This is a genomic window from Acidovorax sp. GW821-FHT10E04 (genome assembly GCF_059415185.1).
Map to the genome: position 1 here is coordinate 130943 of NZ_JBWKMT010000001.1, position 22761 is coordinate 153703.

Genomic DNA, 22761 nt, shown 5'->3' on the forward strand with positions numbered 1-22761 from the left:
TGGCCGGGCCCTGCGACGCTATGACTGTCATAGCGAAAAGCGATCAGTGCGCAGCCCTGGTGCCCCTGTGGCGGCGCGTGCTGGGACAGGTGGCCGGGCACCTGCGCCAGCAGGGCGCGCATCCCGCGCGCACGGTGGTGCTGGTCCCCTATGCCCAGCTCATGCCGTGGGCGCAGCGCTATTGGGCCCTGTTCCATGCGGACGGTTTTGCTCCCCGGTTTGAAACAACGCGCAACTGGGCACGGCAGCTCGCGGCGTTCGTGCCCATGGGCGACGACCTGGCCGGGGATGTGGCGCGCGACACCTTGACGGCGCGGGCGCTGCTGGACCGCGCGGGCCTTTCGGCCCAGCGCGACGTGCTGGCCGCGCCGCTGCAGGAGGCCGCGGCGCAGCTGGCGACCGTGGTGGCCGCGGTGCCGCCCGCGCAGCGGCCAGCATGGGCCGCGCATGCGCGCGGCCTGCTGCCCGAGGCCGATGGCGCCTCGGCGCTGCGCTTCGAGGCCGTCGTGGCGCGCATTGCGCTCGAATGGGTGCTTGCCTCGCGCCATGCCACCGATGTGCTGTTCGAGGCCGGCGTGCGGGAGTCCGTGGACGCGCTGGTGGTGCTGCACGGGTTCCAGGCAGAGCCCCTGGCGCAGGCCTTGCAGAACCACTGGGGCGACAAGGCCACGGCCCTGGCGCTGCCTCCCGGGCCTGGCGATCCAGGTCCCATGGGGCGGGTCGCGCTGCATGCCGCGCAGGATGCCGAGGACGAAGCCCAGCGGGCCGCCGCCTGCGTGCTGGCGCATGTGGCGGCGGGCCGCACACCGGTGGCGCTGGCGGCCAACGACCGGGCTCTCACGCGCCGCATTGGCGCGCACCTGGCAAGCTCGGGCGTGGCGGTGCGCGACGAAAACGGCTGGACGCTGTCCACCACCCGCGCCGCCGCGCAGCTGATGGCCGCACTCAAGGCCTGCGCATGGGATGCCCATGCGGATGAAGTGCTCGACTGGCTCAAGCACGCCCCCGCCGTGGCGGCGCCAGCGCTCGATGCGCTCGAGCGCGCGCTGCGCAAGGCCCCGGTGGCGAACTGGGCCGGTGCGGCGCAGCGCGACTGGTCCGGCAAGCCGGCCCTGGCGCAGTGCGTGGCGCTCGCGCAGGGCTGGCGTGAGGGCCTGCGCGCGCCCCGCCCGCTGGCGCAGTGGCTGCAGGCCCTGCGCCTGCTGCTGCAGGCCAGCGGCCAGTGGGCGCAACTGGAGGCGGATGACGCGGGCGCCCGCGTGCTGGCCGCGCTGCGCCTGCAGGCGGGGCAAGAGGCCGAGCTCGACGGCTGGGACAGCGCGGGGCGGCCCATGGCGCTCGCCGAATTCACGCGCTGGGCCAGCGAGGTGTGCGAGGCCGCGCGCTACGTGCCGGCTCTCGCGGGCGATGCGCCCGTGGTCGTCCTGCCCCTGCCGCAGCTGCTGGCACGGCCGTTTGCGGCGCTCGTGCTGCCCGGGTGCGACGAAAAACGCCTCCAGTCGTCACCGGAGCCCACGGGTGACTGGACCACGGCCCAGCGCGAGGCCTGGGGCCTGCCCACGCGCGGATCGCTCGAGGCCGCCCAGCGCGCGGCCTGGCACTACGCCCTGCAGACACCCGAGGTGGATGTGCTGTGGCGAACGGGCGACGAAGGTGGCGAGCCCCTGCTGGCCAGCGCGCTGGTGCTGGCGCTGCACCTGGATGGCGCCGCCCGCCCTGGCACCGATGGGCGCCTAGCGCGCACCGTGCCGACCGCGCCCACCCCGCGCCCCGGGCCCGACGGGAGTGCCCTGCCTGTCCAGCGCCTGTCGTCCACGGCCTATTCCGACCTGCGGCATTGCCCCTACCGCTTCTTTGCGCTGCGCCAGCTGGGCCTGCAGGAGGCCGACGAGCTGGCCGCCGAGGTGGACAAGCGCGACTTCGGCAACTGGCTGCACGCGGTGCTGCAGCACTTCCATGAGGCGCTGCTGGCCGAGCCGACAGACGACGCGGGCGCGCGCGCGGCGCGCATGGACAGCGCCGCGCAGGCCGTCACGCTGGAGCAAGGCCTGGGGGAGGGCGACTTCCTGCCGTTCGCCGCGGGCTGGCCGCAGGTGCGCGATGGCTACCTGCGCTGGCTTGCGCAGCATGAACAGGCCGGGGGGCACTTCCGGCAGGCCGAGGTGCAGACCCGCCAGCCGCTGGGTGCCCTGCAGCTGGTGGGCACCATCGACCGCATCGACGCCGTTTCCTCCACCGGCGAGCCCATGCCATTGGTTATCGACTACAAGACCGAGAGCGACACCGTCACGCGCAAGCGCATCGGCGCGGGCGCGGAAGACACCCAGCTCGCGTTCTACGCCGCCTTGCTGAGCCACGACACGCTGCGCGCCGCCTATGTGAACGTGGGCGAGCGGGGCGAGACCCAGATGCACGAACAGGAAGAGGTGGTGCACCTGCGCGACCTGCTGGTGGAGGGCATCCAGCACGACTTCGAACGCATCGCTGCGGGCGACCCCATGCCCGCGCTGGGTGAGGGCATGGTCTGCGACTACTGCGTTGCGCGCGGCCTGTGTCGCAAGGATTTCTGGGAATGAACGCTGCCTACGAACACAACGGCCACCCCGTTTCCCGCGAGGCGTTCTACGCCATTGCCTGCGACCCCGCGCGCAGCGTGGCCGTGGAGGCCTGCGCGGGCGCGGGCAAGACCTGGATGCTGGTGTCGCGCATGCTGCGTGCCTTGCTCGATGGCGCCGCGCCGCACGAGATCCTGGCCATCACCTTCACCAAGAAGGCGGCCGGTGAAATGCGCCAGCGCCTGCAGGAATGGCTCGAAGCCTTTGCCCAGGCCCCCCTGGAAGACATCACCCGCGAGCTGGTTGCCAGAGGAATCAGCCCCGAGCGCGCTCAGGACAAGCGCGAGGCGCTACAAAATTTATACCGCCAGATGCTGGCCAGCGGCCGCCCGGTGCAGATCCGCACCTTCCACAGCTGGTTTGCCGCGCTGCTGGGCACGGCCCCGCTGGCGCTGCTGCAGGCGCAGGGCCTGCCGGCCAACTTCGAACTGCTCGAAGACGATGCCGAAGCCGTGCGCGAGGTGTGGGCCCCGTTCCTGCACACCGTGGCCACCAGCGCCGGCCTGCGGGCCGACTACGAGGCCGTGGTAGCCCGCCACGGTCGCTCGCAGACCCACAAGGCGCTGGCGGCGGCGCTGGCCAAGCGCGTGGAATTCGACCTGGCCGACGCGGCGGGCGTGCTCGATGCCTCGGTGCCTTCCTTTCAGGCGCACTGCCCGGAACTGGCGGGACTGGATGAGCCCGCCGGCGCGCTGCAGGGCGATGCCTGCCACCAGCGCTGGCTGGCGCGCGCCAGGGCGCTGGGGGCCGAGACCAACAAGACACCCCAGAAGGCGGCGGACGCCATCGTGGACGCGCTGGCCTGCGGCGACCCGAACCTGCGCCTGGACCTGCTGCGCAAGGCGATGTTCGTGGCCAAGGAAGATAGGCTGTCCAAGAACCTCGAGAAGTTCGCAGCCGCCCAGGAGGCCGAGCCCGAACTGCAGCGCCTGCTGCTGGCGCGGCGCCAGCACGAGGCCTGGCAGCACCAGCAGCGCATGGCCCGCCTGGCACGCTGCCTGATCGGCGAATTTGCCGCCGTGAAGAACCGGCACGGCTGGGTGGACATGAACGAAGTGGAGCGCACGGCGCTGGTCATGCTGTCCGATCCCATCCTCTCGGGGTGGGTGCAGGAGCGGCTCGATGCGCGCGTGCGCCACCTGCTGGTCGACGAGTTCCAGGACACCAACCCGCTGCAGTGGCAGGCGCTGCACGCCTGGCTGTCGGGCTATGCGGGTTCGGGCGGCGGCGCCAGCGGCCAGACGCCGCCCAGCGTGTTCGTCGTGGGCGACCCCAAGCAGAGCATCTACCGTTTTCGCCGCGCCGAGCCACAGGTGTTCATCGCCGCGCAGGCCTTCGTGCGCCACGGGCTCGCGGGCGACCTGCTCAGCTGCGACCACACGCGCCGCAACGCCACGGGCGTGATCGCCGCCGTGAACCACGTCATGGGCACCGCCCAGGCGCAGCACGAGACCAGCGGCTTTCGCGACCACACCACCGAGTCCAGGGACCCCGGCGTGCTGCTGCGCCTGCCCGCCATCCTGCCGCCGGATGCCGGCAGCGGCGGCGCGGGCGCGGACCCTTTCGCCTGGCGCGACAGCCTGACCGAGCCCCGCCACGAGGCCGAGGAAACCCAGCGCATGCGCGAATGCACACAGGCCGCCGCGTGGGTGGCGGCGCAGATCGCGCAGGGCACGCCGCCCCACGAAGTGCTGGTGCTGGCCCGCAAGCGCGACCGGCTCGCCGCCCTGCAGGAGGCCCTGCGCGCCCTGCACCTGCCCTGCGTGCAGCCCGAGAAGGCCGACCTGTTCGACGCGCCCGAGGTGCAGGATATCGTGGCGCTGCTCGATGCGCTGGTGTCCACCGGGCACGACCTTTCCCTGGCTCGGGCACTCCGCTCGCCCCTGTTTGGCTGCGGCGACGAGGCCCTGGTGACCCTGGCGCTGCTGCGCCGCCAGCCGGAACACGCTGCCTGCAGCTGGTTTGATTTGCTACAGAAAAGTGAGCTGCTACCGCTTGAAATGAAAGCGCTGGGGCCCGTTTTGGCTCAATACAGGGCCTGGGTAGATGGCCTGCCCCCGCACGACGCGCTGCACGCCATCTACCAGCACGCCGATGTGCTGGCGCGCTTCGCGGCGGCCGCCCCCGCCGCGCAGCGCATCGCGGTGCAGGCCAATCTGCGCGCCTTGCTGTCGGCCGCGCTGCAGCACGACGGCGGCCGCTACCTCACGCCCTACGCCTTTGTGCGTGCCATGAAAAAGGGCGGCGTGCGCGCGCCGGGCCGGGTGGATGCGCAGGCGGTGCGCCTGCTCACCGTGCACGGCGCCAAGGGGCTGGAGGCGCGCTGCGTGCTGCTGCTGGACACCGACACCCGCCCCCAGAAGGCCGAGACCATGGGCGTGCTGGTGGACTGGCCCGGCGAGCAGGCCGTGCCCAGGGCCTTCGTCTTCCTGGCCAGCGAATCGAACCCGCCGCCCAGCGCCGTGGAAGTGCTGGCCGCCGAGCAGCAGGCCCGCCAGCGCGAAGAGCTGAACATGCTCTACGTGGCGATGACGCGGGCCAAGCACTGCCTGGCGCTGTCCAGCGTGCAGCCAGCCGCATCCGCGCCGGGCAGCTGGTGGAACCGCCTGGCGCCGCTGGCGGCCGAGATCGCCGTGCAGGAGGGCCCTGGCGCGCCCGGGGGCGAAGCCCTGGCCGGGCCGGGCCGCCACGATCACTTCATGCTGGCGGAGCTGCCGCCGCTGCCGGAGCACCTGCGCGCGGCACCCGCCGCGGGGCCGGTGGATGCCGACCGGGCCGCCGACCCCGGCGATGCCACGGCTGCCTCCACGCCGCAGTCCCGGCTGGGCGAGGCCATGCACCAGCTGCTGGAGCAGGCGGGCGTGGCGGGGGCCCCGCTGATGGAGCTGCGCGCCCAGGGCTGGCCGCCCGCGCGGGTGGCGCGGCTGGCGCGGGATTTCGACATCACCATCGCGGCCGCGCGGCACGCCGCGCTGACCGCGCAGCGCATCCTGGCGGGCGAAGGCGCCTGGGCCTGGGAGGCGTCGGCCGTGGACACCGCCATCAACGAGGCGCCCTTGCGCTACCAGGGCCTGAGCCTGCGGCTGGACCGCCTGGTGCATTGCCACCAGCCGCCCGAACGCGCCGGGTGGTGGGTGCTGGACTACAAGAGCGCGGCCGAGCCCGAGCGCCAGCCCGCGCTGCTGGCCCAGCTGCAGCGCTACCGCAGCGCCGTGCAGGGGCAGACGCCCAGCGAGCGCGTGCGCGCGGCCTTCCTCACGGGCGACGGGCGCCTCGTGCCCGTGCCCGACGCCGTGCCTGCCGGGCCCGATGCAGTGCAGGGCGCAGAGGCCGCGCTGCGGCATACTCTCGCCCCCGCCGCGCAGGAACCCGGGGCCGTGCCGCCGCCGCTGCCCCTGCCGCGGGGACCCGGCCCCGACGATTCGCCCCAGGGTTCCCTGTTCTGACGCTTTTTTCCCGATTGCCGGCCTCCCATCCAAAGGTTTTCCCCATGAATGTTTCCCTTCCTCCCGCCCCCGACGACGTGGCCGGCCTGCACTGCGACGTCGCCATCGTGGGCGGAGGCCCCGCCGGGCTCATGGCCGCCGAAGTGCTGGCGCAGGCGGGCGTGGCGGTGCATCTGTTCGACGCCATGCCCTCGGTGGGGCGCAAGTTCCTGCTGGCGGGCAAGGGGGGGCTGAACCTCACGCATTCCGAGCCCCATGCGCCGTTCGCCGCCCGGTTTGCGGAGCGCCAGCCGCAGGTCGAGCCCTGGCTCACCGCGTGGGGCGGGCCCGAGATCCGCGCCTGGGCGCAGGGGCTGGGGGTGGAGACCTTCGTGGGCACCTCGGGCCGGGTCTTTCCGGCCGACATGAAGGCCGCCCCGCTGCTGCGCGCCTGGCTGCAGCGCCTGCGGGGGCAGGGCGTGGTGTTCCACATGCGCCGCCGCTGGCTGGGCTGGGCGGACGATGGCGCGCTGCGCTTCGCCGCGCCGTCGGGCGAGGAGCGGGTGCAGGCGCGCGCCGTGGTGCTGGCGCTCGGGGGCGGCAGCTGGGCGCGCCTCGGCTCGGACGGCGCCTGGGTGCCCCTGCTGGCCGGGCGTGGGCTTGCCGTGGCGCCGCTGCGCCCCGCCAACTGCGGTTTCGACGTGCTTCGTGGGGATGTGCCTGCGGGGGAGACGCGCCGCGCGTTCCTGCAGGAGCTCATCGGCCGCACACCTGCTCCCGCCACGGGCTGGACGCCCCACTTCGCCGGGCGGTTCGCGGGCCAGCCGTTCAAGACGGTGGCATTGGCGTTCACCGACAGCCAGGGCCGCGCCTTCAGCCGCCGGGGCGAGTTCGTGGCCACGGCCACGGGCGTGGAGGGCAGCCTGGTCTATGCCGCATCGCACCTGCTGCGCGACGAGATCGAGGCCCACGGCCATGCCACTTTTCACCTGGATCTGCTGCCCGACCACACGCCCGAACGCGTGCTGGTGGAGGTGCGCCATCCACGCGGGTCGCGCTCGCTGTCCAGCCATCTCAAGAGCCGCCTGGGGCTGGACGGCATCAAGGCCGGCATCCTGTACGAGCACCTGGGCAAGGACGGGATGAACGACCCCGTGGCGCTGGCCCACGCGATCAAGGCGCTGCCCGTCACGGTGGTCGCCGCGCGGCCGCTGGACGAGGCCATCAGCACCGCGGGCGGCGTGGCTTTTGAAGCGCTCGATGCCCGCCTCATGGCCGCCGCCGCGCCCGGCGTGTTCTGCGCGGGGGAGATGCTCGACTGGGAAGCCCCCACCGGCGGCTACCTGCTCACGGCTTGTCTGGCGAGTGGTCGCGTGGCCGGGCACGGCGCGCTGGACTGGATTCGCCAACGCGGGGTGTAGCTTTCGGCGGCTCCTTCATCCAGATGGAAGTTCCCTTCGGCGTTCAAAACTGACACGCCGCCACCGCCACCGTGGATCCGGTTGCGCCGGTCCACCGGAGGCGTCCCCCCCGGGGGGCAGACGCCGCAGGCGGCTCAGGAGGCTCAGGAGGGCTCAAAACTTGGCGCGGTAATACAGCATCGGGCCGCCCTTGCGCGCCCGCAGCACCAGGCGCGATCCGCCCTGCAGCTGCACGCCGATGGCGCCAAACTCGGGCACCAGCCCCCGGGTGCGGGAGGAGGCCCATTGCACCTCCACCCGGGTTCCATACGTCGGCGGCTGCGACTGCCAGATCATGCCCATCGCGTCCTGGGGCTGGCCTGCCGGGAGAGGCCGTGTCCAGGCGGAAATGTCCAGATGGCGCCCGCTGTCCAGGCGGGACCGCCAGCGAACCCCGAGGTCCAGGCTGGCGGGGGGCAGGGCGCCGCCCGCCAGGGGGGCGCCAGCGGCCGAGGGCGCCGGCGCGCTCATGCCCAGCGACAGCCCGAATCGGCCCCCGCTATCGGACGTTTCGGGCGTAAGCCAGCGCGTCACGCCGATGTGCTGCGTGCTGTTGAAGCTGCTGCCCGGCTGGGCCGCTCCCGAGGTGGCCCATGGCAGGGCCGTCTCGCCCATGCTGGGCAGCTCGACGCTGTGGACCTCGTACGCGGCGGAAAGGCGGGCCGTTTCCTGCTCCAGGCTGGCCCGCGCCTCGTCGGCGAACTGGGAGTCGGCTCCCCAGGCCGCGCCCGCGACGGCCAGGCACAGCCAGCCTACCACCGGGCGCCCGGGCAGCATGCGGGCCAGGGCTTGCGGCCGGCGCGCACGCGCCGGCAAGGCGCGCCGGTAACGGAAGGAAAAAATCACTTGCGCAGTCAGGGGGGTTGACATGGCGGCACCCGATGAAAAGAAAGGATGAAGCGATGCAACAAAGTGTGCGCCTGCCGCCCGGTGCGGCGCAATCCCGAAAGCCGCAAAACAGCGTGGGAAAGGACTGACATGCGCTCGCGCCGCGTGCCTGTGCGCGCAGGAGGCGGCCAGCGCATGCCACGAAGGGGAACGGGGTGGGGGAGGGGATGCGCGACAACACCGCGCCAGGAATGCCGCTCGCGGGCACGCCGCGCAGGCAAGAAAAGAGAAGTTGACGAGCCTTACCCCCGGCACTGGCTCCACAGTTAGGGCTGCTTGGTTCCCCACCTGACCCGGTTGGCCGCTTCACCATGCGGGGAGGCCCGTCAGGATGGGATTCTACCTCCTGAACAGGACGCCATTTTTTACTCCTCTCGAATGGCCTGCAATTGCAAAGGGCGACGACGCCAGCGCGGCGTTGCCCACGCCAGGGGCGGCCCCTGGGCGGCGTGTCTGGCGTGGGCGCGCGAGCCGGTGCCGGGCGGCGCAGGGCTTTCGCGGATGGCGGGCCGCGGCACCCAGACCCGGTACGCCATGGGCCCTAGAATCACCCCCCATGTCCTATCTCGTGCTCGCCCGCAAGTACCGCCCCCGCAATTTCACCGAAATGGTGGGGCAGGAGCACGTGGTGCAGGCCCTGACCAACGCGCTCACCCAGCAGCGGCTGCACCATGCCTACCTGTTCACCGGGACGCGGGGCGTGGGCAAGACGACGGTGTCGCGCATCCTGGCCAAGTCGCTCAACTGCCAGGGGCCCGATGGGCAGGGCGGCATCACCGCCACGCCGTGTGGCGTGTGCGCGGCCTGCAGCGACATCGACAGTGGCCGGTTTCCGGACTACACCGAGCTCGACGCGGCCTCCAACCGGGGCGTGGACGAGGTGCAGAGCCTGCTGGAACAGGCCGTCTACAAGCCGGTGCAGGGCCGCTTCAAGGTCTTCATGATCGACGAAGTGCACATGCTCACGAACACGGCGTTCAACGCCATGCTCAAGACGCTGGAAGAGCCGCCCGAGTACCTCAAGTTCGTGCTCGCCACGACCGACCCGCAGAAGGTGCCGGTCACCGTGCTTTCGCGCTGCCTGCAGTTCAACCTGCGCCCCATGGCGCCGGAGACCGTGCTGTCGCACCTCACGCAGGTGCTGGCGTCGGAGAACGTGCCGGCCGAGCCCCCGGCGCTGCGCCTGCTCTCGCGCGCGGCGCGTGGCTCCATGCGCGATGCGCTGTCGCTCACCGACCAGGCCATCGCCTTTGGCAGCGGCCAGCTGCAGGAGGCCGCCGTGCGCCAGATGCTGGGCGCGGTGGACCGCTCCTACGTGTTTCGCCTCATCGACGCGCTGGCCCGGGGCGATGGCAAGACGGTGGTGGAAACCTCGGACACGCTGCGCCTCAATGGCCTGTCTGCCGCTTCCACGCTGGAGGAGATGAGCGCCGTGCTGCAGCGCATGGCCGTGTTCCAGGCCGTGCCGCAGATGGCGGCTGCCGTGGATGCCGACGACCCCGAGGCGGCGGAAACGGCGCGGCTTGCCGGCCTGATGCCCGCCGACGAAACCCAGCTGCTCTACAGCCTGTGCCTGCACGGGCGCGGCGAACTGGGCCTGGCGCCCGATGAGTATGCGGCGCTGACCATGGTGCTGCTGCGCTTGCTGGCGTTCAAGCCTTCGGGCGAAACGGCTGAAAAAAAAACTCTGACGCGGCCTGAAGCGGCGTCTTCTGGCCCGCCACCGGCGGTTTCCGCGGTGCCCGCGGCGGCGGATGCCGCCATGCCGGCACCCGTGGTTGCCCCGGCCCTGGCCGCCGCGCCACCTCCCCAGGTGCCGGCGGCTTCGCCGGAGCCCGCCGTGGCCCCGGCGTTGGCGCAAGACGCCCCTTCACCAGAATCCGCCGATGCCTCCGAGCCACCTCCCTGGCCGGGCTCGGACGAGCCAGGCGCCGCGGCGCCTGCCCCCTCGGCCGCCACCGCGCTGCCGGTGCGTACGTCCGATCGGTTTGAGCGAAATCGGCCCCCAGCGCAGTCCCCGCATGCGCAAGGTGCTCCTGAATTCGTAGCGATTCCGGTGCGCGAGACGCCCGAACCCGGGGAGCGGCTGCAACCGCTGCCGCTTTCGGCCCCCGCGCCTGTTTCCGCGCGCTACACGCCCACCGAGGAGGGCGATGTCTGGCATGCCACCGTGCAGCAGATGGTGGCGGCGGAATCGATCACCGCCCTGGTGCGTGAGCTGGCCCTGCAGTCGCAGCTGGTGGCGCGCGACGGTGGCCACTGGCTGCTGCGCGTGGAGCGCGAGTCGCTCAATCAGCCCACCGCCCGCGAGCGCCTGCGCGCCGCGCTGGAGGCCGCGGGGCACGCCACCCAGATCAGCGTGGAGGTGGGCAATGTCATCGACAGCCCGGCCCGCCGCAATGCGGCCGCCGCTGCCGAGCGCCAGCGCCGCGCCGAAGAGATCGTGAACAACGACCCCTATGTGCAATCGCTGATGCGCGACTACGGCGCGAGAATCGTGCCGGGCAGCATCAAGCCTGCGTGAGATGAAGCTCCCCCTGAGTCGCCTTCGGCGCCTTCCCCCTCTCTCGCTTCGCGGGAGGGGGACGCACTCGGTGGCCTGGCACGGCCAGCTCCACGAGTGCACTGGATTGGGGTGTGCCAGTTTCGACGGCCGCTGACATTGCACAGCACAATACCGTGCATCTCGGATACCGAATCTCTGTCCCTTCGTGGGAATCGATCAACCAGAAAGAAGCAAAGGAAACACACCATGTTCAACAAAGGACAACTCGCCGGTCTCATGAAGCAAGCCCAGGCGATGCAGGACAACCTCAAGAAGGCGCAGGACGAGCTGGCCTTCATCGAGGTGGAAGGCGAATCGGGTGCCGGCCTGGTGAAGGTGCTGATGACCTGCAAGCACGACGTCAAGCGCATCACCATCGACCCGAGCCTGCTGGCCGAAGACAAGGACATGCTCGAAGACCTGGTGGCTGCGGCGTTCAATGCGGCGGTGCGCAAGGCGGAGGAGACTTCGGCGGAGAAGATGGGCAAGCTGACGCAAGGCATGCCAGGCCTCCCCGGCGGCATGAAATTCCCCTTCTGAGGCTGGCTGCCGAGCGGGCGATCTGCGTCGTTGGGCGGTGCTCGCAATCCTCACGTACAGGAAGTACGCTGCGGTTTCTGCGCTCCGGCCGCCTGGCAGCTGATCCCGCTCGCTACGCCCTTGAGGGCGGAGTTTTTGAAAACCAATACCTGCATGTCTGCTTCCGATTCCCTTGATGTCTTGATCCAGGCGCTGCGCCGGTTGCCGGGGGTGGGGGTGAAGTCTGCGCAGCGCATGGCGTTCCATCTGCTGCAGCATGACCGGGAGGGGGCGCTGGCGCTGGCGCGGGCGCTGGGCGAGGCGGTGGGCACCGTGCACCATTGCGCGCGCTGCCATACGTTCACCGAGGCCGAGGTGTGCGGCACCTGCCTGGACCCTGCGCGCGACGCCACGCGGCTGTGCGTGGTGGAGACGCCGGCCGACCAGGCGGCGCTGGAGCGCACGGGGGCGTTCAAGGGGCTGTACTTCGTGCTCATGGGGCGCCTGAGCCCGCTCGACGGCATCGGCCCCAAGGAAATCGGCTTGCAGAAACTCATGGGCCGCGCCACCGATGGCACGGTGCAGGAGGTCATCCTGGCGACCAATTTCAATGCCGAAGGCGAGGCCACGGCCCATGTGATCAGCGAGGCGCTCAAGAGCCGGGGGCTGCACGTGACGCGGCTGGCGCGCGGCGTGCCCGTGGGCAGCGAACTGGAATATGTGGACCTGGGCACGATTGCGCATGCGCTGGTGGATCGCCGCTAGGCCCTGCGTGGAAAAAGGGCGCCACGGCGGCTAGAATACTCACAATTTAATAGCTGCCAGCGCTTATCTATAAAGCGCTGGGGCCCGAAAAGGCTTGAAAATGAATACCACCATGCATGTCGCACGGTTCACAGTGGCCTATTGGTGCGTGCTGATCGCGGCACTGCTTCCCATCGCCTGTGCCTGGCTGGCCAAGAGCGGCAGCTTCGGCAAGCCGCGCAAGAACGGGGGCTTCGACAACCGGGACCCCCGCGCCTGGATGGCCCGTCAGACCGACTGGCGGGCCCGCGCCAATGCGGCGCAGGCCAACAGCTTCGAGGCACTGCCGTTCTTCATCGGCGCCGTGATCATTGCGCACCTGCTGGGGGCGGGGCAGACATTGCTGGACATCCTGGCATTTTTGTATGTCATGTTGCGCATCTTCTACATCATGATGTACGTTTCCGACATGCCCACCGTGCGCAGCGCGATCTGGGCCGGGGCGTTTCTGGTCAACATCGCCATCCTGTTCGTCGGCTACCGCTGACCCGCGCCGCGCCTGGCTTGCAAAGGGCCAGGACAGCCGGTTCGCCCGGGGCCGTAGCCCCTGTTTTTCGACCCTGGTACGTAGAAACCCGCTGGGAATCCCCCTGATGCGGGCTGGCCCGCTCTGCGGCACGATTGTTGCAATGCAGCATCGATATTTTTCCGGATTGCCATGACCCGCCCCTTGCTCACCCGCCGCGCCTTTGGTGCCGTGTCCGCCCTGTCGGCGGCCGCGGTGTTCGCGCCGGCCGCCGTGCGGGCACAGGCCGAAGGCGCGGCACTGGGCAATGTCACGATCGCCGTGGGCGGGCAGGGCGTGCTCTACCACCTGCCGCTGGCGCTCGCTGTCCAGCTGGGCTATTTCCGCGCCGAGGGGCTGGACGTGACGGTGCGCGATTTCTCGGCCGGCGCGCTGGCGCTGCAGGCGGTGCAGGAGGGCGCGGCCGATGTCTGTGCCGGCGCCTTCGAGCACACCATCCGCCAGCAGGTGCGGGGCCAGGCGTTCCGGTCGCTGGTGGTGCAGGGGCGCGCGCCCCAGCTGGCACTGGGGGTCTCGCTGCGGTCGCTGCCGGCCTACAAGGATCTCGGCGACCTGCAGGGGCGGCGCATCGGGGTGTCGTCCGCGGGGTCGTCCACGCACCTGGCGGCCAGCCTGGTGCTGGCGCGCGCGGGCCTGGGCCCGCGCGATGTGGCCTTTGTCGGCGTGGGCTCCGGCATGGCCGCGATGAATGCGCTGCGCTCCGGCCAGGTGCATGCGCTGTGCCATGCCGACCCGATCATGACGCTGCTGGAGCAGAAGGCGGACACCCGCATCACGGCCGACATGCGCTCGCTCAAGGCCGCGCAGGAGATGTTCGGCGGCGCGATGCCCGCCAGCTGTCTCTACGCGCCGCAGGCCTTCCTGCAAAAGAACGCCGCCCAGGCCCAGGCGCTGGCCAACGGCATCGTGCACGCCCTCAAGTGGCTGCAGACCGCGGCCCCTGCCGACCTTGTCAAGGCCGTGCCCGCGGGCTACCTGATGGGCGACCGGGGGCTGTACCTGGCCGCCTTCAGCCGCGTGCGGGAAACCTACTCGCCCAACGGGGTGATGCCCGACGACGGCGCGGCCACGGCGCTGCGCGTGCTGGCGCGCGTGCACCCCGAGCTGGGGGATTTCAAGGTGGAGCTGGCGCGCACCTACACCAACGACTTCGTGCGCAAGGCGCGCCAGAAATTCAGCGTCTGAACGTGCGGCGGCGCCTCTCGGGGGCGCTTTGCGGCGGCCGTTGCCGTGGGGCGGGGGCAGGGCGCTGGAGACATGAAGTGAGGCCGCCCATTCCGTGTGGCGCCTGCGGCATCCGGGTCGGGAAGATGGCTTACATTCGTCGGCGTTCGGTTGGCCGTAGCCTCGGCATACCACTCACCCCTCCACCAAGGATCGCTCCATGACGTTCACCCTCAGCATCGGCCCGCTTGTCTCCCTGATCGCGGGCATCCTCATCCTGGTCATGCCCCGCCTGCTCAGCACCATCGTGGCGCTGTACCTCATCATCATGGGCATCCTGGGGCTGCTGGGCATGCACACGCTGAAGTTCTGAGGCGGGCGCCTCTGTCCGCGCTGCCCTTTCAGGGGCTTTTCAGCGGCGCTTGACCTTGGAGGGCGTGCCGCCCCGGCGCGACGGCGCGGCCGCCGGCCGCTTGGCGGCGGTGCCCGCCCGCGCCACCGTGCCCCGTGCCTGGCTGGCCTGCCGCACCGGCAGATACACCACGACCTGCTGGCCTGCCTTGAAGGCGGCCGTCGCGCGCACATCGTTCCAGTCCGCGACACTGGCCGCCGCGAGCTTGTAGCGGCGGGCGATGCTCGCCACGGTTTCGCCCTTGCCCGCCCGCACGGTGGTGCGGCGGGTGACGATCTCCGGAGAGAAAGCGACCTGCCCGTTGTCCGCCAGGTGGGACGACACGTCCTGGCGGATGGCCGACGAGCGCGGAACCATGAGGGCCGAGCCCGCCTTGATCAGCATGCGGGGCGGTATGTTGTTGACGCTGCGCAGGTCGTTCTCGCTCATGCCCGCGCGCTGCGCCGCTTCGGCCACCGTCATGGTGGAGGGCACGGACCACACGGTCCAGCTCGCGTACTGCCCTTCGCGGCGGGCTTCGAGGTTGCGCTGGAACACCTTGGCGTTGTCCCAGGGCAGCAGGATCTGCGGCGTGCCGGCCGCCAGGATCACCGGCTTGTTGAAGGAGGGGTTCAGCGCCCGGAAGTCCTCCTCGCGCACGCCCGCCAGCGTGGCAACCAGGGCCACGTCGATGTCGTGCGTGATGTCCACCGTCTGGAAGTAGGGGTGGTTCTCGATGAGCGGCAACTCGGTGCGGAAGGCCTCGGGGTGGGCAACGATGTTCTTGACGGCCTGCAGCTTGGGCACGTACATGCGGGTTTCGGCCGGCATGTTGAGGTCGGTGTACGTGGTGCCCAGCCCCTGCTTCTGGTTGCGGGCGATGGCCCGGCCCACGCTGCCTTCGCCCCAGTTGTAGGCGGCCAGGGCCAGGTGCCAGTCGCCAAACATGCCATGGAGCTTTTGCAGGTAGTCGAGCGCGGCGCGCGTGGAGGCGAGCACATCGCGGCGGTCATCGCGGAATGCGTTCTGCTTGAGATCGAAGTAGTTGCCCGTGGCGGGCATGAACTGCCACATGCCAGCCGCCTTGGCGCTGGAGACGGCCTGGGGATTGAACGCGCTCTCGATGTAGGGCAGCAGCGCCAGCTCGGTGGGCATGCCGCGCCGCTCTAGTTCCTCGACGATGTGGAACAGGTACTTGCTGGAGCGCTCGGTCATGCGCTGCATGTAGTCGGGCCGCGTGGCGTACCACTGCTCGCGGTCCTGCACCAGTTCGTGCTGCAGGTCGGGCATCGCGAAGCCCCGGCGGATGCGGTCCCACAGGTCGGCGGGGGTGGAGAGCGATGCGACCTCGCCGCTGGCCGCCTGCGCCGCCGTGATGGGGCGCAGCGGTCCGTTGGGAATGACGGGGGTGTGGGAGGCGGTGCGGGGCGCAGCGCCGGTGGAGGATGAAGGGGCGGTGCCGGCTGCGCTGTCCTGCGATGGCGCGGTGGTGGCGCAGCCCGTGAGCCAGAGCGCGCAGGCCAGGCAGGCGATGTGCAAAATTTTCATCGAAACTCGTTTTTCCATTGGCGCAGCGCGGCCAGTACCGCCACTGCATCGTCTTGATTCACCTGCGCGTCGTAGCCTCGGGCGGCCTGGGCCACCGCGGGCTGGCGCACACGCAGGAAGGGGTTGATGTCTCGCTCCAGGGCCATGTGCGAAGGCAGCGTGGGCTGGTGGCGTGCCCGCAGCGCCTCGCACTGGCTGCTGTAGTGGAGCAGCGCATCGTTGCCGGGTTCCACGGCCCGTGCGAATTTCAGGTTGGACAGGGTGTACTCGTGCGTGCAGCACACGCGGGTGTTGCCGGGCAAGGCCGCCAGCTGGTCCAGGGAGTCCAGCATCTGGGCCGGCGTGCCCTCGAACAGCCGGCCGCAGCCGCCGGAAAAAAGCGTGTCGCCGCAGAACAGCAGGGGCTCACCGTCGATGCGGCGGCAGTAGTAGGCGATGTGGCCGGCGGTGTGGCCCGGAACGTCGATGACCTCGAAGCGCAGCCCCAGCGCGTCCACCGTATCGCCCTGCGCGAGGCGGTGCAGGGGCCCGGGGATCTGCTCCCGCGCGGGGCCATACACCGTGGCGCCGGTGGCGTCGCGCACGGCATCGACGCCACCGACATGATCGGCGTGGTGGTGCGTGACTAGAATGGCCTGCAACTGCAGGTCCAGTTGCTGCAGTGCCTGCAGCACGGGCGCGGAATCCCCCGGGTCGACGACGAGCGCCTGGCGGCCGTTGTGCAGCATCCAGATGTAGTTGTCGGTAAAGGCGGGCAGCGGCAGCAAGTTCATGAGCGATCAAATTATAGGTTTGCACCACTGGTTCGATTCCCCGCCGGGCCGGTACCTGCTGGCGTGGGAGCAGGCGCGCTTCGACGAGGCGGTGGCGGATATTTTTGGATACCACAGCCTGCAGCTTGGCATGCCCCTGCTTGACGGCCTGCGCGCCAACCGCATGCCGCACCAGTGGCTGGCCCTGGGCCAGGAGGGCGTCCAGGGCTCCCTGGGCTTTCTGGAGGCGGGCAGTGGCGTGGACGCACCCCTGCAGTGCCGCATGGTCAACCTGCTCGCCGAGCCCGTGGCCCTGCCGTTCGCGCAGGCCAGCCTGGACCTGCTGGTCCTGCCCCATACGCTGGAGCTGAGTGTCGACCCCCACGCCGCCCTGCGCGAGGTGGAGCGGGTGCTGGTGCCCGAGGGCCGCGTGGTCATCAGCGGGCTGAACCCCACGAGCCTGTGGGGGCTGCGCCAGTGGCGCGCACGCATGTACCAGCGCATGGGCAATGGCACGCTGTACCTGCCCGACGTGGGCGAGTTCATTGGCTACCGGCGGTTGCGCGACTGGCTCAGGCTTTTGAGTTTCGAGGTCGAATCCGCCCGTTTTGGCTGTTATCGTCCAGCGGTGCGCACCACCCGGTGGCTGGAGCGCTTTGGCTTCATGGATGGGCTGGGTGAGAAATGGTGGCCCATTTTTGGCGCCGCCTATTTCATCGTGGCGGTCAAGCGGGTGCATGGCATGCGCTTGCTGGAGCCCGCCTGGCGCACCAGCCGCCAGCGGTCCGCCGCCACGGTGCCCATCGCCAACCGCGCACACGCGGCGGGTACGCCCGCGCGCACCTCCCGGGCCATCACGGCCGCCGAAAGAGACAGGAACACAGTTTGAACCAGGTAGAGATATACACAGATGGCGCCTGCAAGGGCAACCCGGGTCCGGGGGGATGGGGCGCCGTGCTCCGTTCCGGCCCGACGGAGAAGGAGATTTTTGGCGGCGAGCTGGGCACCACCAACAACCGCATGGAGCTGTTGGCCGTGATCGAGGCGCTCTCCGCCTTGAAGCGGCCCTGCGCCGTGACGCTGTACCTGGACAGCGAATATGTGCGCAAGGGCATCACCGAATGGATTCATGGCTGGAAGGCCCGGGGCTGGCGCACCGCCTCCAAGCAGCCCGTCAAGAACGTCGAGCTGTGGCAGCGCCTGGATGCGCTGGTGAGCACAGGCGGGCATCGCATCGAGTGGCGATGGGTGAAGGGGCATTCTGGCGATCCGGGCAACGAGCGCGCGGACGCGCTGGCCAACCGCGGCGTGGACAAGGCCCTGGGCCGCGCGTGACGGCGCTCTTCGCCAGTCAAGGCTCCTTCGGGAGCCTTTTTTGTGCGCGCCTTGTGTAAAGCCTGCGTAAAACTGCCGCAATTGACCTTGGGGTCAAGCCGCGAGTTGCTGCAGGTCAAGACACGCACTGATACATTCTTTGGTTGCGCTTTCCCACTTCACCCGGTTTCATTGATCCATGGCGTCCAAGCACAGATACATCGTTTTCGCCGTCATCGGCATCGCTGCAGCCTCCGGTGCCGCATGGTGGCTGCAGAAGAAATCCGTGCAGGCCCCGCGCACCGAGGCGGCCCTGGCCGGCGGTGGCAATGGCGCACCCGCCCGGGGCGGCGCCCCGGGTGGGGCCGGCCGGCCGGTGGCGGTCGAGGCGGTGGCCGTCCGGCAGATGGCCATGCGCGATGACGCCGAGGCCGTGGGCAGCCTGCGTTCGCGCCAGAGCGTGGTGCTGCGCCCCGAGGTGAGCGGGCGCATCACCCAGCTCAATTTCCGGGACGGCGAGCGCGTGCGGCGCGGGCAGGTGCTGGTGCAGTTCGACGACCAGTTGCCGCGTGCCCAGGTCCAGCAGGGCCAGGCCGAACTGTCGATTGCCCGGGCCAACCACAAGCGCAACCAGGAGCTCGTGGCCCAGGGCTTCATCAGCCAGCGGTCCGTGGACGAAAGCGCCGCGAACCTGGAGGTGGCCCAGGCCAAGCTCTCCCTGGCGCAGGCCACGGCCTCGCGCCTGAAGATCGTGGCGCCGTTCGACGGCATTGCGGGCATCCGGGGCGTGAACGTGGGCGACTACCTCAAGGATGGCGCCGACATCGTCAACGTGGAAGACCTGGATGCCGTGTACGTGGACTTCCGCCTGCCCGAGCGCCTGCAAGGCAAGATCCGCACGGGCCAGACCGCCCAGGTGGCGTTCGACGCGCTGCCGGGCGTGCGCTATGCCGCCGTGGTGCAGGCCATCAACCCCCAGATCGATGCCGACGGCCGGGCCGTGGCGGTGCGCGGATGCATCGACAACCGCCGCCTGCAGCTGCGCCCTGGCATGTTTGCCCGGGTGACGGCGGTGTTTTCGGAGCGCGCCGACGCCCGGGTCATCCCGGAAGAGGCTGTCGTGCCGGACGGCACCAGCCCCTACGTGCTCAGGATCGTCGAGGGCAAGGAGCCCGGCAGCCGGGTCACGCGGCGCACGCCGGTCAAGCTGGGCGTGCGCACGCCGGGGTTTGTGGAAGTGGTGGACGGCCTTGCCACGGGTGACCTGGTGGTGACCGCAGGGCAGCAGCGCATCCAGAAGGACGGCACCGTGGTGCGCGTGGTGGAACTGGGCAAGCCGGCCACCGGCGCGGCGCAGCCCGCTTCGGCGGCGCCCGCGGCGCTGGCCGATGCCCCGGCACCGGGCGCGGCCGGCTCCGCGGCGGGCATGCCCGCCGCGCAGCAGCCGTCGGCCGCCGTTCCCGCCCCCGTGCCTGTGGCCGCGGCGCCTTCGCCGGCCCTGGTGGCCCCGCTGCCCGGGGCCAGCCCCTGCCAGCTTGCGGGCGCATCCGGCAAGGCGGTGCCATCCGGCCCGCGCCCCGCGCGCGATCGATGAAGCACCAGGACTGCCATGCAACTCGCTGAAATATCGATACGCCGGCCGGTCTTTGCGACCGTGCTGTCCCTGCTGGTGCTGCTGATCGGCGCCGTGAGCTTCACGCGCCTGTCGGTGCGCGAGTACCCCAAGATCGACGAGCCCGTGGTGACGGTGAGCGTGCGCTATGCGGGCGCCTCGGCGGAGGTGATCGAGTCGCAGGTCACCAAGCCGCTGGAGGATTCCATCGCCGGCATCGACGCGGTGGATGTGATCACCTCCATCAGCCGCCCCGAGCAGAGCCAGATCAGCGTGCGCTTCCGCCTGGAGAAGGACGCGGACAACGCGGCCGCCGAAGTGCGCGACCGCACGGCCCGCGTGCGCAACCGCCTGCCCGACGCGGTGGACGAGCCCGTGATCGCCAAGGTGGAGGCCGACGCCTCGCCCGTGATGTGGCTGGCCTTCAGCAGCGACACCCGCACGCCGCTGGAGATCAACGACCTCGTCAACCGCATCGTCAAGCCGCGCCTGCAGACGGTGACCGGCGTGGCCGACGTGCCCATCTATGGCGAGCGCAAGTACGCGATGCGGGTGTGGCTGGACCCCGAGCGCATGGCCGGCTACCGCCTGACCACGCAGGATGTGGAAGACGCCATCCGGCGCAACAACCTGGAGCTGCCCGCGGGGCGCATCGAGTCGCAGCAGCGCGAGTTCAGCGTGACATCGCAGACCGACCTGGCCACGCCCGGGCAGTTCGCCGAGGTGGTGATCCGCACCGTCAACGGCTTTCCGGTGCGCATCCGCGACGTGGCGCGCGTGGAGGAGGGCGCGGCCAGCGACCGCAGCCGCGTGCGCCTGAACGGGCGCGAGGCCATCTCGGTCGGCGTGATCCGGCAGGCCACGGCCAACCCGCTGGAGCTGTCGCAGGGCGTGCGCGCGATGATGCCCGTGCTCAAGGACGACCTGCCCTCGGACATCGTGATCGACGTGGCCAACGACAACTCGCTGTTCATCGACCGGTCCATCAAGAGCGTGTACTCCACCATCGCCGAAGCCGTGGTGCTCGTGGCGCTGGTGATCTTCGTGTTCCTGCGCACGCTGCGCGCGTCCATCATCCCCATCATCACCATCCCGGTGAGCCTGGTGGGCAGCTTCGCGCTCATGTCGCTGGCGGGCTTTTCCATCAACACGCTCACGCTGCTGGCGCTGGTGCTGGCCATCGGCCTGGTGGTGGACGACGCCATCGTGATGCTGGAGAACATCTACCGGCACATCGAGGAAGGCCTGGACCCGTTCTCCGCCGCCATCAAGGGCGCGCGCGAGATCGGCTTTGCCATCGTGGCCATGACGCTCACGCTGGTGGCCGTGTATGCGCCGCTGGCCTTCACGCCCGGCCGCACCGGGCGCCTGTTCGTGGAGTTCGCGCTGGCGCTGGCCGGCGCGGTGGTGGTGTCGGGCTTCGTGGCGCTCACGCTGTCGCCCATGATGTGTTCGCTCCTGCTCAAGCACAACCCCAAGCCCAACTGGTTCGACCGCTCCATGGAGCGCTGGCTCACGGCACTGTCGGACGCCTACGGCCGCCTGCTGCGCTGGATCGTGACGGCGCGCTGGGGCGGTCAGGGCGCGGGGCGCGGCGGCATTCGTGGCGCGGTCTTCCAGGCGCGCTGGATCGTGATCGCGGTCATGGCGGTCAGCGGCGCCGCGCTGGTGGTGGTGTACCCGAGCATGCGGCAGGAGCTCTCGCCGCTGGAAGACCGGGGCACGGTGCTCGTCAACGTCACCGCCCCCGACGGCGCCACGCTGGACTACACCAACCGCTACGCGCTGGAGCTGGAGAAGGTCGGCCGCGAGTACCCCGAGTTCGACCGCATCTTCGCCAACATCGGCAACCCCACCGTGGCGCAGGGCAGCGTGATCTACCGCACGGTGGACTGGGAAAACCGCAAGCGCACCACGCTGGAGCTTGCGCGCGAGCTCCAGCCCAAGGTGGGCAACCTGCCGGGCGTCAGCTCGTTCCTCATCACCCCGCCGTCGCTGGGCCAGGGGTTCCGGGCGCGCCCGCTCACCTATGTGATCCAGACCTCGGACAGCTACGAGAACCTCAACCAGGTGACCACCGCGTTCATGGCCGAGATCGCCCGGAACCCCGGCATCATCGGGCCCGACATCGACCTGCGCCTGAACAAGCCCGAGCTGCGCATCGAGGTGAACCGCGAGCGCGCGGCCGACCTGGGCGTGAGCGTGGACGTGGTGGCCAAGGCCATCGAGACCATGCTGGGCGGGCGCACGGTGACGCGCTACAAGCGCGATGCCGAGCAGTACGACGTGATCGTGCAGACGGCGGCCCGGGGCCGCACCACGCCCGAGAACATCGACACCATCTACGTGCGGGGACGCAACGATTCGATGATCCCGCTGTCCAGCCTGGTCAAGGTGCGCGAGAGCGTGAGCCCGCGCGAGCTCAACCACTTCGGGCAGCGCCGCTCGGCCACCATCACGGCCAACCTGTCGCCCGACTACTCGCTGGGCGAGGCGCTCAAGTTCATGGATGACACCGCCGCCAAGGTCATCCGGCCGGGCTACACCACGGATCTGAACGGCACGTCGCGCGAGTTCAAGAGCTCACAGGGCGCTTTGGGCATCGTGTTCGTGCTGGCGCTGGTGTTCATCTTCCTGGTGCTGGCGGCGCAGTTCGAGAGCTTCATCGACCCGCTGGTGATCATGGTCTCGGTGCCGCTGTCGATGATCGGGGCACTGCTGGCCCTCAAGTGGAGCGGGGGGTCGCTCAACGTGTATTCGCAGATCGGGCTGATCACGCTCGTGGGGCTGATCACCAAGCACGGGATCCTGATCGTCGAGTTCACCAACCAGCTGCGCGAGCAGGGCATGGAGATGGTGGACGCGCTGGTCAAGGCCTCGGCGCAGCGCCTGCGCCCCATCCTGATGACCACGGGCGCGATGGTGCTCGGCGCCATCCCGCTGGCGCTGGCCTCGGGCGCGGGGGCCGAGACGCGCACGCAGATCGGCTGGGTGATCGTGGGCGGCATGTCGCTGGGCACATTGCTCACCATCTTCGTGGTGCCCACCATGTACACGCTGTTCGCGCGCCGGGCCGTGCCGGGCGCGAACACGGCGGTGGCGGCCGAGGAGCCCGCGCATCCGCTGCACCCGCATGACTACGTGGCCAAGTAGCGCCCCTCCCGGTCCGGGGCGCCGGGCGCGTGCATGAGGAACGGA

The 22761-nt window shown here is 70.3% G+C and carries 16 protein-coding genes and 1 other RNA gene; 13 read left to right on the plus strand and 4 right to left on the minus strand.

Annotated features, from left to right (window positions below; translation table 11 throughout):
* The first annotated feature begins 20 nt into the window (after window positions 1–20).
* From AC07OC_RS00575 to AC07OC_RS00585, 3 genes are read left to right on the plus strand one after another with little or no spacing between them, the layout of a single operon-like run.
* Window positions 21–2576, plus strand: a complete 2556-nt coding sequence (locus AC07OC_RS00575; RefSeq protein WP_218341605.1) for a PD-(D/E)XK nuclease family protein — start codon at window positions 21–23, stop codon at window positions 2574–2576.
* Window positions 2573–6061 carry a UvrD-helicase domain-containing protein gene (locus AC07OC_RS00580; RefSeq protein WP_494600314.1) on the plus strand — a complete coding sequence of 1163 codons (3489 nt, stop codon included), beginning with the start codon at window positions 2573–2575 and terminating at the stop codon, window positions 6059–6061. The genes AC07OC_RS00575 and AC07OC_RS00580 overlap by 4 nt, the downstream gene beginning before the upstream one ends.
* Window positions 6062–6105: 44 nt before the next feature.
* A complete protein-coding gene (locus AC07OC_RS00585; RefSeq protein WP_218341607.1) occupies window positions 6106–7461 on the plus strand; it encodes a TIGR03862 family flavoprotein in 1356 nt (451 codons plus the stop codon).
* Window positions 7462–7614: 153 nt separating this feature from the next.
* Here AC07OC_RS00585 and AC07OC_RS00590 read toward each other — a convergent pair whose 3' ends face one another.
* Window positions 7615–8370, minus strand: coding sequence for a hypothetical protein (locus tag AC07OC_RS00590; RefSeq protein ID WP_494600315.1), 756 nt, complete (start codon window positions 8368–8370; stop codon window positions 7615–7617).
* 249 nt (window positions 8371–8619) lie between these two features.
* Window positions 8620–8716: signal recognition particle sRNA small type (gene ffs / locus AC07OC_RS00595), an RNA gene on the minus strand.
* 228 nt (window positions 8717–8944) lie between these two features.
* Between ffs and dnaX the strand changes: the two genes are divergently transcribed.
* The 6 genes from dnaX (at window position 8945) to AC07OC_RS00625 (ending at window position 14319) form a co-directional block, all read left to right on the plus strand.
* Entirely contained in the window at window positions 8945–10912 is a 1968-nt protein-coding gene (gene dnaX, locus AC07OC_RS00600; protein ID WP_218341608.1) for a DNA polymerase III subunit gamma/tau, read from the plus strand.
* 228 nt (window positions 10913–11140) lie between these two features.
* Window positions 11141–11473 (plus strand): YbaB/EbfC family nucleoid-associated protein, encoded by a 333-nt coding sequence (locus AC07OC_RS00605; protein ID WP_010457931.1) that lies wholly within the window; start codon window positions 11141–11143, stop codon window positions 11471–11473.
* Window positions 11474–11626: 153 nt separating this feature from the next.
* Complete coding sequence (gene recR, locus AC07OC_RS00610) at window positions 11627–12217, plus strand: recombination mediator RecR (protein ID WP_218297650.1); 591 nt, start codon at window positions 11627–11629, stop codon at window positions 12215–12217.
* Between the two features lie 100 nt (window positions 12218–12317).
* The gene (locus AC07OC_RS00615; protein WP_218341609.1) at window positions 12318–12743 is read left to right on the plus strand and encodes an MAPEG family protein; all 426 of its coding nucleotides are present in this window, start codon (window positions 12318–12320) and stop codon (window positions 12741–12743) included.
* 171 nt (window positions 12744–12914) lie between these two features.
* The gene (locus tag AC07OC_RS00620; RefSeq protein ID WP_218341610.1) at window positions 12915–13967 is read left to right on the plus strand and encodes an ABC transporter substrate-binding protein; all 1053 of its coding nucleotides are present in this window, start codon (window positions 12915–12917) and stop codon (window positions 13965–13967) included.
* Between the two features lie 199 nt (window positions 13968–14166).
* On the plus strand, window positions 14167–14319 hold the full coding sequence (locus tag AC07OC_RS00625) for a DUF3096 domain-containing protein (RefSeq protein WP_218297647.1): 153 nt from the start codon (window positions 14167–14169) through the stop codon (window positions 14317–14319).
* 39 nt (window positions 14320–14358) lie between these two features.
* On the opposite strand, the gene AC07OC_RS00630 is transcribed toward AC07OC_RS00625, so the two are convergent.
* Together AC07OC_RS00630 and gloB are read right to left on the minus strand one after the other, a co-directional pair.
* Window positions 14359–15885: a transglycosylase SLT domain-containing protein gene (locus tag AC07OC_RS00630; RefSeq protein WP_218297646.1), complete on the minus strand. Its 1527-nt coding sequence runs from the start codon at window positions 15883–15885 to the stop codon at window positions 14359–14361.
* Window positions 15882–16658, minus strand: a complete 777-nt coding sequence (gloB, locus tag AC07OC_RS00635; RefSeq protein WP_218341611.1) for a hydroxyacylglutathione hydrolase — start codon at window positions 16656–16658, stop codon at window positions 15882–15884. The genes AC07OC_RS00630 and gloB overlap by 4 nt, the downstream gene beginning before the upstream one ends.
* Between gloB and AC07OC_RS00640 the strand changes: the two genes are divergently transcribed.
* The 4 genes from AC07OC_RS00640 (at window position 16657) to AC07OC_RS00655 (ending at window position 22716) form a co-directional block, all read left to right on the plus strand.
* Window positions 16657–17526 carry a class I SAM-dependent methyltransferase gene (locus tag AC07OC_RS00640; RefSeq protein ID WP_218297644.1) on the plus strand — a complete coding sequence of 290 codons (870 nt, stop codon included), beginning with the start codon at window positions 16657–16659 and terminating at the stop codon, window positions 17524–17526. The two genes, gloB and AC07OC_RS00640, sit on opposite strands and share 2 nt — an antisense overlap.
* Complete coding sequence (gene rnhA, locus AC07OC_RS00645; protein ID WP_218297643.1) at window positions 17523–17972, plus strand: ribonuclease HI; 450 nt, start codon at window positions 17523–17525, stop codon at window positions 17970–17972. The genes AC07OC_RS00640 and rnhA overlap by 4 nt, the downstream gene beginning before the upstream one ends.
* A gap of 178 nt (window positions 17973–18150) precedes the next feature.
* Window positions 18151–19545: an efflux RND transporter periplasmic adaptor subunit gene (locus AC07OC_RS00650; protein WP_494600316.1), complete on the plus strand. Its 1395-nt coding sequence runs from the start codon at window positions 18151–18153 to the stop codon at window positions 19543–19545.
* 15 nt (window positions 19546–19560) lie between these two features.
* A complete protein-coding gene (locus AC07OC_RS00655; protein WP_218297641.1) occupies window positions 19561–22716 on the plus strand; it encodes an efflux RND transporter permease subunit in 3156 nt (1051 codons plus the stop codon).
* Window positions 22717–22761: the final 45 nt, after the last annotated feature.